Source organism: Streptomyces sp. NPDC034049, from assembly GCF_055575575.1.
In genome coordinates this window covers 332,789-348,128 of sequence record NZ_JBVISJ010000001.1, presented here as the reverse complement: position 1 = coordinate 348,128, position 15,340 = coordinate 332,789, and the positions used below count along the sequence as shown (strand labels likewise).

At 73.5% G+C, this 15,340-nt stretch carries 12 protein-coding genes; 7 read left to right on the top strand and 5 right to left on the bottom strand.

Going from position 1 to position 15,340, the window contains the following annotated elements; all coding sequences use genetic code 11:
• The first annotated feature begins 218 nt into the window (after nt 1–218).
• The 7 genes from ACZ52C_RS01515 (at nt 219) to ACZ52C_RS01485 (ending at nt 7,941) form a co-directional block, all read left to right on the top strand.
• Nucleotides 219–1,541 carry a prenyltransferase/squalene oxidase repeat-containing protein gene (locus ACZ52C_RS01515; protein WP_469072867.1) on the top strand — a complete coding sequence of 441 codons (1,323 nt, stop codon included), beginning with the start codon at nt 219–221 and terminating at the stop codon, nt 1,539–1,541.
• Between the two features lie 107 nt (nt 1,542–1,648).
• Nucleotides 1,649–2,302 (top strand): SCO2322 family protein, encoded by a 654-nt coding sequence (locus ACZ52C_RS01510; protein ID WP_469072866.1) that lies wholly within the window; start codon nt 1,649–1,651, stop codon nt 2,300–2,302.
• Between the two features lie 9 nt (nt 2,303–2,311).
• Nucleotides 2,312–3,493 (top strand): CbiQ family ECF transporter T component, encoded by a 1,182-nt coding sequence (locus tag ACZ52C_RS01505; protein WP_469072865.1) that lies wholly within the window; start codon nt 2,312–2,314, stop codon nt 3,491–3,493.
• On the top strand, nt 3,490–5,259 hold the full coding sequence (locus ACZ52C_RS01500; RefSeq protein ID WP_469072864.1) for an ABC transporter ATP-binding protein: 1,770 nt from the start codon (nt 3,490–3,492) through the stop codon (nt 5,257–5,259). Before ACZ52C_RS01505 ends, ACZ52C_RS01500 begins: the two co-directional genes overlap by 4 nt.
• A gap of 23 nt (nt 5,260–5,282) precedes the next feature.
• A complete protein-coding gene (locus tag ACZ52C_RS01495) occupies nt 5,283–6,149 on the top strand; it encodes an ECF transporter S component (RefSeq protein ID WP_469072863.1) in 867 nt (288 codons plus the stop codon).
• Between the two features lie 310 nt (nt 6,150–6,459).
• Complete coding sequence (locus tag ACZ52C_RS01490) at nt 6,460–6,909, top strand: aggregation-promoting factor C-terminal-like domain-containing protein (RefSeq protein ID WP_469072862.1); 450 nt, start codon at nt 6,460–6,462, stop codon at nt 6,907–6,909.
• Nucleotides 6,910–7,212: 303 nt separating this feature from the next.
• The gene (locus ACZ52C_RS01485) at nt 7,213–7,941 is read left to right on the top strand and encodes a hypothetical protein (RefSeq protein WP_469072861.1); all 729 of its coding nucleotides are present in this window, start codon (nt 7,213–7,215) and stop codon (nt 7,939–7,941) included.
• Nucleotides 7,942–8,080: 139 nt separating this feature from the next.
• Here the strand turns inward: ACZ52C_RS01485 and ACZ52C_RS01480 are convergent, their stop codons facing one another.
• From ACZ52C_RS01480 to ACZ52C_RS01460, 5 genes are all read right to left on the bottom strand, one after another.
• A complete protein-coding gene (locus ACZ52C_RS01480) occupies nt 8,081–8,347 on the bottom strand; it encodes an outer membrane protein assembly factor BamB family protein (protein WP_469073432.1) in 267 nt (88 codons plus the stop codon).
• A 479-nt stretch (nt 8,348–8,826) separates the two neighbouring features.
• Entirely contained in the window at nt 8,827–9,294 is a 468-nt protein-coding gene (locus ACZ52C_RS01475) for a hypothetical protein (protein WP_469072860.1), read from the bottom strand.
• 9 nt (nt 9,295–9,303) lie between these two features.
• Entirely contained in the window at nt 9,304–10,266 is a 963-nt protein-coding gene (locus ACZ52C_RS01470) for a hypothetical protein (RefSeq protein WP_469072859.1), read from the bottom strand.
• Between the two features lie 72 nt (nt 10,267–10,338).
• On the bottom strand, nt 10,339–11,367 hold the full coding sequence (locus tag ACZ52C_RS01465) for a NucA/NucB deoxyribonuclease domain-containing protein (protein ID WP_469072858.1): 1,029 nt from the start codon (nt 11,365–11,367) through the stop codon (nt 10,339–10,341).
• A gap of 157 nt (nt 11,368–11,524) precedes the next feature.
• A complete protein-coding gene (locus ACZ52C_RS01460) occupies nt 11,525–15,286 on the bottom strand; it encodes an nSTAND1 domain-containing NTPase (RefSeq protein WP_469072857.1) in 3,762 nt (1,253 codons plus the stop codon).
• Nucleotides 15,287–15,340 lie beyond the last annotated feature (54 nt).

Below are 15,340 nucleotides of genomic sequence, written 5' to 3'. Positions count from 1 at the left end.
CCCGTACAGGGGGAAGCCGGTGCAAATCCGGCGCTGACCCGCAACCGTGAGCCGGCCTCGGCAGAGGCGGCGAGCCGGACTGCCCTGGACGCAAGCGTGACCGGCTCGCGTCACCGGCGGCCCGCCGGTGCACGGCACCGTCGAGGAATACGGAGCCGAGCCGCCCGGCGCTTCGCCGTGCCGCCCGGCTCCCCGTCAGGGAGAGGCAGCCGCCGATCATGAATGTCCGCCGCAGCGCCGCGGTCGTCGCCGTACTGGCCGCCACCGCCACAGCCGGACTCGGCACCGGACTCGGTCTCGCGCCGGCCGCCCTCGCCGACGACACGGCCTCCGAGGCGTCCACCGCTCCCTCCGCCTCGCCCTCCCAGGCGATACCCACCGGTCTGTACGGCTCCACCGACCCCACGTACGACGGTGTCTGGCGGCAGTCGCTCACCCTGCTCGCCCTGCGCACCGTGGGTGAGAAGCCCGGTGCCGGGGCCGTGGAATGGCTCGTCGGGCAGCAGTGCGCGAGCGGGGCGTTCCCGGCGTACCGCGCCGACGCGACCGCGAAGTGCGACGCCGCGACGGCCGTCGACACCAACAGCACGGCCGCCGCGATCCAGGCGCTCGCCGCGGTCGGCGGGCGGGACGCCGAGGCGGGCCGGGCGGTGCGGTGGCTGAAGGACAACCAGAACGGGGACGGCGGCTGGGGCTACACCGCGGGCGGGCCCAGCGACGCGAACTCGACGTCCGTCGTGATCGGCGCGCTGACCGCCGTGGGCGACACCCCCGGGAAGCAGCAGAAGGACGGCAACTCCCCCTACGACGCCCTCCGTTCCCTCGCCCTCCCCTGCGGCGACGACGGTGCTTCGAAGGACGGCGGGGCCTTCGCCTACCAGCCCGACAAGAAGGGCGGTCTCGCCGCGAACGCCGACGCCACGGCCGCCGCGGTGCTCGGCAGCCTGGGCGCGGGATTCGCGGTCGAGGCGGGGCGCGGCGGCGAGGGGAAGGACGCGGCCTCGTTCGACACCTGCGCCTCGGGCGACTCGCCGGCGGCCCTCGCGCACAACGGGGCCGTCCATCTGGCCGGCGCCCTCACCGCCGACGGCTATCTGAAGTCCTCCCTCGCCGGCGCGAAGGACCAGCCCGACCACGGCAACACCGCCGACGCGGTCGTCGCGCTCGCCGCCGCCGGGGACGTGGACGCGACCGAGAAGCCGCTCGCCTGGCTGGAGAAGAACTACGGGGTGTGGGCGGCCAAGGCGGGGCCCGCCGCGTACGCCCAGCTCGTCTTCGCGGCGCACGCCTCCGGTGCCGACCCGCGTGACTTCGGTGGCGCGGACCTCGTGGCGCAGTTGCGGGAGACCGGCCCGGCCGGGGACGTGGACGACTACTCCTCGGTGCCGGCCGACGACACGGCCGCCGGGGACGAGGCCGACGGGTCCGGCGACGGTCTCGCGGCGGGTGCGTGGTGGGTGATCGGGCTCGGGCTGATCGTGGTCACGGCCCTGGTCGGGTCAGCGCTGGTGCGGGGCGGCCGGAAGCGGCCGGAGGCGTGACCGGGCGTCGGCCAGGGGATGGAGCGGTCGCGCCACGGGGCGAGGTGCCCCTGCGGAGGGGTGGTGCGCCCCGGTCGTGGGGTGGTGCGCCCCGGCTGTGGCGTGCGGTGCCGGCCGCCTTCCTGAGCGGTCTGTTGCTCGTGCTGGGGAGTTCGGCGCAGGCCCATGCCGCCGCCTACCGCTACTGGTCCTTCTGGGAGCGGGACGGTTCCGCCTGGGCGTACGCCACGCAGGGGCCGTCGACCGCGCGGCCGACGGACGGGACCGTGCAGGGCTTCCGGTTCGCCGTGAGCCGGGACTCGTCGGACGCCGTCCAGCCGCGCGGTGCCGCCGACTTCGCCGCGATCTGCGGGGACACGGCCGCGCGGGACGGGCAGAAGCGGGTCGCGCTGGTCATCGACTTCGGTACGGCGGCGGACGCGCCGGAGGGCGAGACGCCTCCGGCGGCGCGCACGGCCTGTGCGCGGGTGGCGGACGACGCGACCACGGCCGAGGCGTTGGCGTCCGTCGCGAAGCCGCTCCGGTACGACACGAACGCGCTGCTCTGCGCGATCGGCGGCTATCCGGGCCGAGGGTGCGGCGAGGCGGTCGCCTCCGACGCCGGGTCGGCCTCCAACGGCCTTACAGGGAGCCCGAGTTCGTCGGCCGGCGGCGCCTCCGAGGAGGGGGCGGGCCCGTCCGTCGGGCTGTTCGTGGGTGCGGGTCTGGTCGCCGTGCTGGGGGCCGCCGCGCTGTGGCGGGCGCGGCGGAGCCGGGGGTAGGGCGGCGCGATGCGGTGGTTCACAGGACGCCCGGGGTCGGGGCCAGGGTCGGTCGGAGGCGGGTCCCCCGACACGGCGGCGCCGCACCGGCTCGGCGCGGGGTCGCGCCAGGGCCCGGTGCACCCTCTCGCGTGGTGGGCCTGGGCGCTGGGGCTCGGGACCGCCGCCTCGCGCACGACCAACCCCCTGCTCCTCGCCCTGCTCGTCGCGGTGGCCGGCTACGTCGTAGCCACGCACCGCACCGACGCCCCCTGGGCCCGCTCGTACACCGCGTTCGTGAAGCTCGGGCTGGTGGTGCTGGGCGTCCGGCTGGTGTTCGCGGTCGTGCTGGGGTCGCCCGTCCCCGGCACGCACACCCTGATCACGCTGCCCGAAGTGCCGCTTCCCGCCTGGGCGCAGGGGATCCGGCTGGGCGGCCGGGTCACGGCGGAGGGGTTCCTGTTCGCGCTGTACGACGGGCTGCGGCTGGCCACCCTGTTGATCTGCGTCGGCGCCGCGAACGCCCTGGCCGACCCGGCCCGCCTCCTCAAGTCCCTCCCCGGCGCCCTGTACGAGGCCGGCGTGGCCGTGGTGGTGGCGATGACGTTCGCGCCGCACCTGGTGGCGGACGTACAGCGGCTGCGGGCGGCGCGGCGGCTGCGGGGCCGGCCGGACCGGGGCCTGCGGGGGCTGCTGCACGTCGGACTCCCGGTGCTGGAGGGCGCGTTGGAGCGGTCGGTCGCGCTCGCCGCCGCGATGGACGCGCGGGGCTACGGCCGTACCGCCGAGGTCCCGGCACCCGTCCGCCGTACGACCGCCGCGCTCACCCTCGGGGGGCTGCTCGGCGTCTGCGCGGGAACGTACGGCGTGCTGACCGCCGAGGGCGGCGGCTACGGCCTCCCCGTGCTGCTCGCGGGGGTCGCCGCCGCGCTGGCCGGGCTGCGGCTGGGCGGCCGTCGCTCACCGCGCACCCGGTACCGGCCCGACACCTGGGGGGCGCGGGCGTGGCTGGTGGCCGGGTCCGGGGTGGCCGTCGCCGCGCTGCTGATCGTCTCCGCCGGGTACGACCCCGCCGCCCTGCACCCCGTCGTCGTCCCCCTCACCTCGCCCGACCTGCCCCTGCTGCCCGCCGCCGCGATCCTGCTGGGCCTGCTCCCGGCGTTCGCCGTACCCGCGCCGACGGCCGCCCCGTCCGAGGAGGAGACCTCGTGATCCGCTTCGAGGATGTGTCCGTGACGTACGACGGGGCGGCCGAACCGACCGTCCGGGGCGTGGACTTCGAGGTCCCGGAGGGCGAACTCGTGCTGCTGGTCGGGCCGTCGGGGGTCGGGAAGTCGACCGTGCTCGGGGCGGTGAACGGGCTCGTGCCGCACTTCACCGGGGGCACCCTGAGCGGCCGGGTGACGGTGGCCGGGCGGGACACGCGTACCCACAAGCCGCGTGAACTCGCCGACGTGGTCGGCACGGTGGGCCAGGATCCGCTGGCGCACTTCGTGACGGACCGGGTCGAGGACGAACTCGCGTACGGAATGGAGTCGTTGGGGCTCGCTCCGGACGTCATGCGGCGCCGGGTGGAGGAGACGCTCGACCTGCTGGGGCTGGCCGGCCTCCGCGACCGGCCCATCGCCACGCTCTCCGGCGGCCAGCGGCAGCGCGTCGCGATCGGGTCCGTGCTCACCCCGCACCCCCGGGTGCTGGTCCTCGACGAGCCGACCTCCGCCCTGGACCCGGCCGCCGCCGAGGAGGTCCTGGCCGTGCTCCAGCGGCTCGTGCACGACCTGGGCACGACCGTGTTCCTGGCCGAGCACCGCCTGGAGCGGGTCGTCCAGTACGCCGACCGGGTCGTCCTCCTCCCGGCCCCGGGCGCGCCGCCGGTCCTGGGCACCCCGGCCGAGGTGATGGCCGTCTCGCCCGTGTACCCGCCGGTGGTGGACCTGGGCCGTCTGGCGGGCTGGTCCCCGCTGCCCCTGACGGTCCGGGACGCCCGCCGCCGCGCGGAACCACTCCGAGAAACCCTCGCCCTCAAGGGGCGCGGGGAACTGCGCGATCAACCACGACCCGCCCGCACCCCGCACACGACAGAAGCCCCCGAGCTCTCCCCGGCCCCGCGCTCCCCCCTCCTACGACGCCTCCTGGCCAAACGCTCCCCCCTGCGCGCCCCCTCGCCCCCGGCCGGCCCGACCACCCCGGCCGCCCCGGCGACGGTGACCACCCTCTCCGTCCACCACGGCCGCGTCCACGCCCTCACCCGCGTCACCCTCACCGTCACCCCGGGCGAGACGATCGCCCTCATGGGCCGCAACGGCGCCGGCAAGTCCACGCTGCTGTCCGCACTGGTCGGGCTGGTGGCACCGGCGGCCGGATCGGTGCGGGTGGGCGGGCTGGTCCCGCACCGGACGGCGCCCCCGGACCTCGTACGCCGCGTGGGCCTCGTACCGCAGGAGCCCCGCGACCTGCTCTACACGGACACGGTCGCGGCGGAGTGCGCGGCGGCGGACCGGGACGCCGGAGCCGGGCCGGGCACCTGCCGGGCCCTCGCCGCCGAACTGCTGCCCGGCATCGCGGACGACACACACCCGCGCGACCTGTCGGAGGGGCAGCGGCTGGCCCTCGCGCTCGCGGTGGTCCTCACGGCCCGCCCGCCGCTGCTCCTGCTCGACGAACCGACCCGGGGCCTCGACTACGCGGCCAAGGCACGCCTGGTCACGCACCTGCGCGCCCTCGCGGCCGACGGGCACGCCATCGTCCTGGCCACGCACGACGTGGAACTGGCCGCCGAGCTGGCCCACCGTGTGCTGATCCTCGCCGACGGGGAGGTCGTGGCCGACGGGCCGACCGCCGAGGTGGTCGTCGGCTCCCCGTCCTTCGCGCCGCAGGTCACGAAGATCCTCGCCCCGCAGCCCTGGCTGACCACGACCCAGGTACGACGCGCCCTGCGAGCGACGGCCCCGGCAGCGGCCCCCGAGGAGCATGCATGAGCGGCAGCCCAGGAGGAGCGCCCATGAGCGGCGGCCCCGGAGCGGCTCCCCCGAGCGGCAGCACCCCGCCGCCCCTCCGCCGCCCCCGCCCGGTCCCCCTCTCCCCCCGTACCGTCGCCGCGCTCGTCCTCGTCAGTGCCGTCGGGGCCGCGGCGTTCGGCTGGCCCTTCGTCGCGGATCCCGGTTCGCGGGTGACCGCGCACGCGCAGGACGCGCCCTGGCTGTTCGCCGGGTTGCTCGTGCTGCTGGTGGGGGTCGTCGGCGCGACGCTCTCCGAGGCGGGGCTCGGGGCGAAGGCGGTGGCGATGCTCGGGGTGCTCGCCGCCGTCGGCGCGGCGCTGCGCCCGATCGGGGCCGGGACCGCCGGAATCGAGCCGATGTTCTTCCTCATGGTGCTCAGCGGGCGGGTCCTCGGCCCGGGTTTCGGCTTCACGCTCGGCGCGGTGACGATGTTCTCGTCGGCGCTGCTCACGGGGGGTGTGGGCCCGTGGATGCCGTTCCAGATGCTGGCGATGGGCTGGTTCGCGATGGGGGCCGGGCTGCTGCCGGGCGCCCACCGGCTGCGCGGGCGCGCCGAGCTCGCCCTGCTCGCCGGCTACGGCTTCGTCGCCGCCTTCGCGTACGGCACGGTCATGAACCTCTACGGCTGGCCCTTCATCGACGCCCTCGCCTCGGCCGTCGCCTACGACGCGGACGCGGCCCCGGCCGCCAATCTCGCGCGTTTCGTCGCGTACTGCCTGGCCACGTCCCTCGGCTGGGACCTGGGTCGCGCGGTCGTCACGGCCGTCCTGACCCTCGCCCTCGGCGCCCCGGTCCTCAAGGCGCTGCGCCGGGCCACCCGCAGGGCCGCCTTCGAGAGCGCGGTCACCTTCACCCCGCCCGCCCGGTGACTCTCCGGTACCCCACAACGCACCGTCCGTCGCGCGAGCCGTGAACCACCCCACAGGGCCCACGTCACATACGAACCGGGTTCGTAGATCGAAGTGCTTGACATGCCCACGGCCTTAGGGGTGCTGACCTGGGCTTTGAGAGCCACGTCACAGAGGGGGCCCGATGCACGGATACGACTACCACTAGCAAAAGGGGTCATTGCGGACGGCCGTTCCGGCTGTTTCTCTGGATGAGTCGCAACGGCGCCGACGAGCCCGCCCGGGCCTCGGCGCCGACGTACGCCCCCACCGCACCTCAGGTGGTGAAGGCATGCCCGCGACGACCACGTCCCCGAAGAAAAGGATCCCCGTGACCCTCTCCGCTCTCCGTCGCATCGCCTCCCCGAAGAAGGCCCTCGCCGGTGCCACCCTGGCCGTCGCCGCCACCGGTGCCGTACTCGCCGCCGCGCCCGCCCAGGCCGCGTCGGAGGCTTCTCAGGCACAGGCTGTCGCGAAGAAGATGATCGGGGACTCGGCGCAGTACACCTGCTTCTCCAAGATCGTCGACCACGAGAGCGACTGGGACGTCAACGCGACGAACGCGTCCTCCGGCGCCTACGGCCTGGTCCAGGCGCTCCCCGGCTCCAAGATGGCCTCGGCCGGCTCCGACTGGAAGACCAACGCCGCCACCCAGATCAAGTGGGGCGTGGACTACATGAAGGACCGCTACGGCAGCCCCTGTGGCGCGTGGAACTTCTGGCAGGCCAACAACTGGTACTGATCAGTACCGACACTCATCGACACTGGTACTGATCAGAACTGGCACTGATCGGCGCTCGTGCTTGATCAGCAGCCGGCACGGCTTTCCCAGCTGAAGGCGGCGGCCCCCGATCCCCGGGCCGCCGCCTTCGCCGTACCCGCCGCCGAGCGGTGCGGCGCCGGCGGCCGTCTCCTGGGGCACTACCCGCCGGGGCAGTGCCCGAAGAGACAATTCCGCCCGGACTCGGCGCGCCCGTAGCTTCGTCGCGACAGCGAGAAAGAACCGCGTATCCACCACGCATCGCGCGACGAGGAGAGAACCACCGTGCGCAACGGCATCACCGCATCCGCCATAGCCACAGCCGCCGCCATAGCCCTGCTGGGCGGCACCGGCCAGGCCTTCGCCGACGGCCAGACCGCCGCCGAGTCCGCCAAGCCCACCGCGCCCGCGAAGCTGACGGTGGACACCTACAAGAAGTGGCTGAAGAAGGCGCCGGGCGAGGAGGCCGCGGACACACTCCACGGGTTCAACAAGCTGTCCGCGGCCCAGCAGAAGAAGTTCGTCGGCTACCTGCAGGACCCGAAGGTGCTCAAGGCGTTCGCCGTCGCGCACGACGGCAGAATCCCCAGCCTCGCCTATGGGAAGACCGTCACCTACAAGAAGGACGTCACCTTCACCATCCGGACGTCCGCCGGGGCTCCCAGCGTCAACGACCGTAAGACCATCACCCTGAACACCTGGTCGGAACAGCGCATCTTCAACGTCTCGGTCACCAGGATGCGGACCGTGTTGACCTACGAGACCAAAGGCAACCGGATCACTGGCGAGGGCCGGAAGATCAAGAACTACGGCACCAACTTCAACGCCGCCTTCGCCCTCAAGTCCTCCAAGCCGCGCACCGAGCTCAAGGCCAACGCGCTCGACGGTGTGACCAACTGGACCGCCACCCCCAAGTACAGGAGCGCCGGCACCAAGCCCATCAAGAAGCTCCAGGTCGTCACCGGCAAGGGCGCCCGCACCTACCACTCTCAGATCGGCAACGGCTCGCGCTGACACCCGCCACGGCACAGCTGAGGGCGGCGGTCCCATACCCCGGGACCGCCGCCTTCGCCATCAGCCGGCCCGGAGCGGCGAGCCACCTGAGCCCTAGCCTGCTCGCTCCGTTCCTCCCGATGCTCACGTCGGTCGGTTGCTACGTCACCGCGTGCAGGACGCCGTTCAGGCTGCTGACGTAGACCACTCCGTCGGCGACGGCCGACGTCGAGTACACGGAGCTGCCCGTGCGGTATTTCCACCGCTTCTTGCCGGTACCGGCGTCCACGGCGGACAAGTCGCCGATCCCGTCAGGCGAGCGCCCCAGGTACACCCGGCCCATTCCGCCCGCACCCAGCCGCGCCCCGATCCGGTACCGCCCGACCTGCTCCGGATCCCCCGCTTCCAGCGCCTCGAACGCCTCCACCGCAACCCCCTGACTGCCCCATGCCCCGGGCCCTGAGGAGTTCCCACACCGTCCCCGACTCTGCCCGTCCCCCGCACCACCGTCAGCCACTGCCGTCACCCCGGCACTCGAACCACACGGTCTCGCCACCGGCGGGCCGGGGGCCCCACCCCCCACTTGACCGCCACCCCGTCGAGCAGCACGAGGCCGCGCCCACCGACCGACCGGCGTCAAGCCGTGCCGTACGAGGGACAGTTGACCCGACTCGTCGCCGACCTCCACGCGCACCCCGGCCGCCGCCCTCAGCAACAGCAGCGTGCAGCGCCGGTCGGGACGTGCCGTACGACGTCGGTCAGAAGCTCGGTCACGCCCAGTTCCACGGCGTCCGTCAGCTCCGCCATCTCCTGCGCTGCCGCGAGGCAACGGGCCTCACACAGAAGCAATCGGGGGACATCCTCGGCTATACCGCGTCGCTGTTGGGCAGATCGAGACCTCCTGCGTCACCTGGACGGCCACACCTGGAGCAGATACCGCTCGGTGATGGGCTCGTCCTCGTCCTGGACGCCGTCGGGGTCGGCATCGCGCCCCCTGGCGTGCAGGCGGAGCCCGTACGTGCCGGGGCCGGCATGCGCGAGGTTGATGTCGCCGCGCTCGCCCATGAGGGCGCTGTCGCGGAAGTCGCCGCGTGGTGAGACGAGTTCGGTGGTGGCGATGTCGTCCCAGGTGCCGGGGTCGTGCCCGGGGTCCTTGTCGACGAGGAGTGCCGAGAGCAGGACGGAACCGGAGTTGATGCCGGTCAGGACGCAGGCGACGTCCTCGGCGGTGCCGAGGAGGCCGTCGCCGTCGTAGGCGCGGTCGAGGGCATATTCGGCGCGCTTCGCCGGGATGTCGGTGAAGTCGCCCTCGGGCGCCAGATAGAACTGGCCCTCGTCCACGCGGACCGGCCAGGGGCCCACAAGTCGGGGCATGGTCGTCGCCTACCTCTTTCCGTGCATCCAGGTCTGGACGAGGTAGTCCTCGCCGTGCGGCGTACGGCGGGCGTGGACACGGACGCCGTACTGGCGGGGGCCGTGGAAGGCGACGTCCTCGTCGTCCTTCGTGGGGCCGTCGGCGGTGCACAGCACGAGGCTTCCGGTGGTGGAGCGGACGGTGGCCTCGGCGATCTCGTCCCACGGCAGCGGGTCGGGCCGGGGGTCGCGGTCGGCGGGGTGCAGGGTGACCGTGACGGTGCCGGAGACGGTGCCGGTGGAGATCAGGGCCCAGTCGCGCGCGGTCGACAGGAAGCCGCCCGGCTGCGGCGGGGTCTCGGCGTCGGGGTCGCGCAGCGAGAACGTGCCGTCGGTGACCTTCACGGTGAGCGGGCCCACCCAGTCGTCCAGCGACCACTCGGCGCCGCGCTCGGCCATCGCCGCGAGCCGGACGCGCAGTTCGTGGCCGACCGTGTCCGTCGCCTTGTGCACCACCTCGGGGGCAGCCGCGGCCGGCCAGATGTGGAACTCGTACCGCTCGGCCGTCGGCTTGGACCGGCGGCGCAGGGCCGCGCCCGGCTGGGAGTCGCGGCCCTTGGCGTGCAGGCGGAGGCGGTAGGTTCCGGGGCCCTGATGGGCGATGTTGAGGTCCAGGGCGTGTTCGTAGGAGCTGATACGGGCGTAACCGGTGGTGGACACGAAGGTGGTGTCCACCACCTCGTCCCAGTCGTCCCCACCAGCTTTCCCGTCGGCGGGTTCCGCGTCGAGGAGGCGGACGTCGAGATGGACGTTGCCCCTTCTGATCCCCGTACGGATCTCACCCGCGTCGTGGGTGACCGCGACGATCCCGTTGACCGCCTCGCCGAGCGGCGGCTCGATCTCGGGACTCTCGTCGGCGCCGGGCTCCGTCGGGTCGATCTCGAATCGGCCGTCCTCGACGAAGAGCACCATGGACCGGGACGCGTCGGTCATCGCGGCCACCCTCCCACTTCGTTTCGTACAGGGCGTACGAGGCTACGTCAGCTACTTGCCCCGTAGCACTGGCTACTTGACCTTCACGAAGAACCCGTCGCCGTCGATGATCCGGTTCTGGCCGTAGAACTGGTTGAGCCGGGTCCCCGCCTTGCTGTTCTGCTTGGCGTTGATCATGCGGTGGCTGCTCAGGCCCTTGGACTCCTGCCCGCCGCCCTCGCGGGTGGACGCCATGGGGTACTCGTCGCAGGACTTGCCCTTGGGCCGCTTGTACGACTTCTTGCAGACGATCGAGCGGTTCTTGTCGATCTTCTTCTTGCCGGTCAGTCGGTGCAGGGGCTTGGACAGGCCCGGCTTGCCCTTGACCTTGCGCTGGGCGTCGTAGACGTGCTGGGCGGCCTCCTTCACCGCGCTGTCCTTGCGGGACAGGGTGAAGCTGGGTAGCCAGGAGGCGTAGACGCAACCGGGCTTGCCCAGGTACGACACGCTGTCGCAGCGGACGCCGCGCATGGTGACCGGGGAGCTGTTGTCCGGGGTCGCGCCGGTCACGCTGATCGTGGCGACGGGGACCGGCTTGTGGGTGACGGTCTTCTTGCCCGGCGAGTGGATCTTCCAGGTCGCGGTGTAGGTCCGGCCCGTCTTCAGGGTGCCCTTGACCGCGGCGGAGGGCTGACAGCGGCGGGCGCCCTTGCCGCACGAGATCTTCGTGTTGATCTTCGCGCCGTTCTTGGCCGCGCCGGTGGCGCTGGTGATCTTGATCTTGAGGGTGCGGGTCCAGTCGTGCGACTTGGAGTTCAGCTTCTCCGACTGGCTCGCGGTGCCGCCCATCGTGCCGCGCACCTTGCCCTTGGTGTCGACGACCGTGAGCACGAAGGGCTCGCTGGTGCTGCCCCGGGTGCGGGTGTAGCTGGTCCTGGCCTTCGCGGCGGTCGCCTCGACCGTGCCGGCGGAGGCGACGGTGCCGAACGCGGCGACCGTACGGAGCTGTTCACCGCTCTGGGAGGCCACCGCCGGGGTGGACTCGGCGGCGAACCCGGTGATGAAGAGGGCCGAGGCCATGGCTATCAGTGGTGCTCTGCGGACTGTTGCAGTCGTGGACACGCAGACGACCGTCCTTCCGTGCCAAGGGGCGGTCGCCGTACAAAACGCCCCTGCGGGAACTGGAGTTCGGTGTTTCGTGCAACGACGTTACGGGTGAGGCCAGTTGGGCGAAATCGACTCTTGGGGCAGTGCCCTTAGGGCCAATGTGTCCGCGAGTTCAGCACACTCGGCCCGACTCCTGATCCGGCAGATACAGGGCCCGTTCCTGCTGGGTGAGGTCGCGGTGGACGGCGCGGCAGGTGTGGTCGATCACCTCGGCGGGGAGAGGCAGGTCGACGTCCCACAGGCGGAGACGGTCGCCCTGGTCGCCGACCGCGAGGGTGCGGCCGTCGGGGCTGAAGGCCAGCCGCGCCCCGCCGCCGGGGAAGGTCGCCCGGGCGTACCGGGTGGCGGTGTCCCACAGCCGTACCGCGCCGCCCCCGGCCGTGGCGAGCGTCCGGCCGTCGGGGCTGAACGCCAGCGTGACCGGGCCCTGGGTGAGACTGACGGTGAGCGTGGCGTCGAGGTCTCCGGTGCCGGTGTCCCACAGCCGTACCGTGCCGTCGGAGTCGGCGGAGGCGAGGGTGCGGCCGTCCGGGCTGAAGGCCATCGACTCCACCTGCCGGAACATCATGGCCGGGTCGTCCCGCGCCCCCTCGGACGTGGCGCCGCCCGCCGGTTCCGTGAGCCTGCGCACGACGCGCCCGGTGGCGGGATCGCGCAGCCGGATCTCCGCCTCCTGCCCGCCGGTGGTGGCGAACACCTCGCCCGTGGGGCTGAACGCCAGCGGCGAGCCCTCCTCGGCCTTGGGGAGTTCCACGCGCGGGCGCCCGGTCCGGGCGTCCCACAGGACGAGGCCGTCGCCCACCGTGACCAGGGTGCGGCCGTCGGGGCTGAACGCCATCCCGTTGACGAACCGCGCGGGCAGAGTGGCCCGCGGCCGGCGGGTGCGGACGTCCCACAGCTCGGCCCCGGCGTCGTCGGTGAGGGCGAGCGTCCTGCCGTCGGGGCTGAAGTGGATCTCCTCGACATGCGTGAGCGCCTCGTCGAGCACGGCGCGCGTGCGGCGGGTGGCCGTGTCCCAGAGCCGCACCGAGCCGGTCTCGTCCCTGGGGTCGTCGGACATCCGGACGCTGCTGGTCGCCATGGTGTCGCCGTCGGGGCTGTAGGCCACCGACCGCAGGTCGCCGCCGGGGACCCGCAGCGTCGCCCGGGGCCGGTCCGTGCCCGCCTTCCACAGCCGGACCGCGACGTCACCGCCGCCGAAGACGTCGGCCTCGTTGCCCGCCGCCAGTTCGCGTCCATCGGGAGCGAACGCCACCGACATGACGGGGCTGGTGTGCCCGGTCAGGGTGGAACGGGCGCGGCCGGTGGCAGGGTCCCAGAGGCGTACCGTGCCGTCGTAGCTGCCGGCGGCCAGGGTTTCGCCGTCGGGGGCGAACGCCATGGACTCGACCCTGCTGCTGGCGCTGGTGAGGGTGGTGCGCCGGCTGCCGTCGGCCACGTCCCACAAATGGACGGTGCCGTCCTCGGTGCCCGTGGCGAGCGTCTTCCCGGCCGCGTCGAAGGCCAGTGAACTGACCACGCCCGTACTGCTTCTGAGGGTGGCGAGCACCTTCCCGGTCCGCAGGTCCCAGAGTTGGGCGGTGCGGTCGCGGGTGCTGGTGGCGAGGGTGCGTCCGTCGGGACTGAACGCCACCGCCATCTCCAGCCCGGTGGGCCCCTTCAGGGTGGCCTCGACCCGGCCGGTGGCCACGTCCAGGACCTGTCCGCTCTCGGCGACGGCGAGCGCGCGGCCGGAGCGGTCGAAGCCGACCGCCGCCATGTTGTCGTCGTCGGGTCTGCGCAGCGCGACCGTGTCCCGTACGCGTCCGGTGTCCAGGTCCCACAGCCGGGCGTCGTCGTTGTGACTCGTGGCGAGGGTCCTGCCGTCCGGGCCGAAGGCCACGGTGCGGACGAGATCGGGGTCGTCCGCGTCCGCGCGGCCCGCGAGCACCTGCCGGGTCCGTCCGGTCCCGGTGTCCCACAGCCGTACCGTGCCGTCGTAGCTGCCGCCGGCGAGGGTCTTCCCGTCGGGGCTGTAGACCAGCGCGGAGACGGTCCCGGCGTGTCCGGTCAGCCGGCGTTCGAGGGGGACGGCCGCGGCGGCGTACAGACTCCGGGTGGCCTCCCTGGTGGGGCTGGTGCGGTACGCCTTGATGGCCAGCAGCGACGCGAGGTCGGTGTCGCTGTCCAGCAGGGCGGCGGACTGTGCGGCCAACTGACGGGAGAGGCCCTCGCGTTGGGCGTCCAGGGCGCTCTGGCGCTGCCAGTAGGCGACGGCGGTCGCGGTCAGGGCGAGGGCGAGGAGGCAGGCCAGGGAGCCGACGAGGACACGCAGCCGGCGGGTGGTGCGGGCCTCGGCACGTTCCTCCTCCTCCAGCGCGCCGAGTCCGGCCGCGAGGAAGGCGGCCTCCTGGTCGGTCAGGTCGTCGGTGTGGCCCGGACCCGCGAAGTACTCCCGCGCCCTGACGAGCCGGCTCCCCCGGTACAGCGCGCCGGCGTCGCGGCCCAGCTCCTCCCAGGAACGGGCGGCCTCGGTCAGTTGCCGGTGGGCGCGCAGCCGGTCCCGGTCCTCCTCGATCCAGCCGCGCAGCCGGGGCCAGGCGGTGATGAGGGCCTCGTGGGCGAGGTCCACGGTGGGGCCGTCGAGGGTGAGGAGGCGGGCCCGGGTGAGCGCCTCCAGGACCCGGGCGACCTCCTCCCGTCCGGTGCCGGTGGTCTCCAGCTCGGCCCGTTCGGCGGGCCGGCGGGTGTCGGGTGTGCCGTCGCCGGGCGAGATGAGCCGCAGCAGCACCCGGCGGGCGGTGGCGGCCTCGCTCGCGGTGAACCCTGCGTGGACGTCCTCGGCGGTCTTGGCGATCGCCCCGTCCAGGCCGCCGGCCGCCTCGTACCCGGCGAGGGTCAGGGTCTTGCCCCGGCGGCGGCGCCAGGTCTCCAGCAGGACGTGCGACAGCAGCGGCAGTCCGCCGGGCGCGTCGGTGATCTCCTCGACCAGCCGGGTGGTCAGCGCCCGTTCCACGGTGAGGCCGGCGGCCGCGGCCGGCTTGACGACGACCTCCCGCAGTTCGGCCGGACTCATGGGCCCCGCCAGCAGGTTGGCGTCGCCGAGCGCCTCGGCCAGCGCCCGGTGCTCGGCGCACCGGCCGTAGAAGTCCGCGCGTACCGCCAGCAGCACCCGCAGTCCGCTCGCCGGTTCGCGAGCGGTGAGCAACAGGTCGATGAAACGGGCGCGTTCGGCGGCGTCGTGGCAGAGGGTGAAGACCTCCTCGAACTGGTCGACGACGACGAGCGTGTCACCGCCGCCGGTGCCGCCGCCGCTCACCTCGCGCAACAGCTCGTGGGTGCGGGCCAGATGGTCGCCGGGGGTCAGGACGCGGATCGCGGACGGGCGCAGGCCCGGCTCCTCGCACTGCCTGAGGACGGGGATCAGACCGGCGCGCAGGAGGGAGGACTTGCCGATGCCGGAGGGGCCGAAGACCGCCGCGAACCGTCGGCGGCGCATCAGGTCCACGAGGTCGGCGGTGAGCCGGTCCCGGCCGAAGAAGAGGCCGCTGTCACCGGTCTCGAACCGGGCGAGGCCCCGGTACGGCGGATCCGCGGCCGTCTCGTCGCCGTCCGGGTCGACGGCGGCGGCCTCCTCGACCGCCTGGTGCCAGCGGGCCTCCCACTCGGCCGGATCACCCCCGCAGGCCCGTACGAAGGCCAGGGCCACCGGCAGGGTGGGCAACTGCTCGCCGCCCGCGGCCTGGGAGAGGGTGGTGATCGAGTAGCCCGCCCGTTCGGCCATCGCCCGGTAGGTGAGGCCACCGGCCTCGGTCCGCAGTTTGCGCAACTCGAACGCGAACCGTTGTACCGGCCCGGCCCCCGGATCGACCGGCACCTCTCGACGACCCGCCACCGCGCTGTTCCCCTCCGACCACGCCCACACCGTCCGCCACCAACGTACGCATCC

Excerpts from the sequence above, each read along its gene's own strand:
- ACZ52C_RS01515 (WP_469072867.1), top strand. The coding sequence starts at position 219 with ATGAATGTCCGCCGCAGCGCCGCGGTCGTCGCCGTACTGGCCGCCACC.
- ACZ52C_RS01505 (WP_469072865.1), top strand. The coding sequence starts at position 2,312 with ATGCGGTGGTTCACAGGACGCCCGGGGTCGGGGCCAGGGTCGGTCGGA.
- ACZ52C_RS01495 (WP_469072863.1), top strand. The coding sequence starts at position 5,283 with ATGAGCGGCGGCCCCGGAGCGGCTCCCCCGAGCGGCAGCACCCCGCCG.
- ACZ52C_RS01490 (WP_469072862.1), top strand. The coding sequence starts at position 6,460 with ATGCCCGCGACGACCACGTCCCCGAAGAAAAGGATCCCCGTGACCCTC.
- ACZ52C_RS01475 (WP_469072860.1), bottom strand. The coding sequence starts at position 9,294 with ATGCCCCGACTTGTGGGCCCCTGGCCGGTCCGCGTGGACGAGGGCCAG.
- ACZ52C_RS01470 (WP_469072859.1), bottom strand. The coding sequence starts at position 10,266 with ATGACCGACGCGTCCCGGTCCATGGTGCTCTTCGTCGAGGACGGCCGA.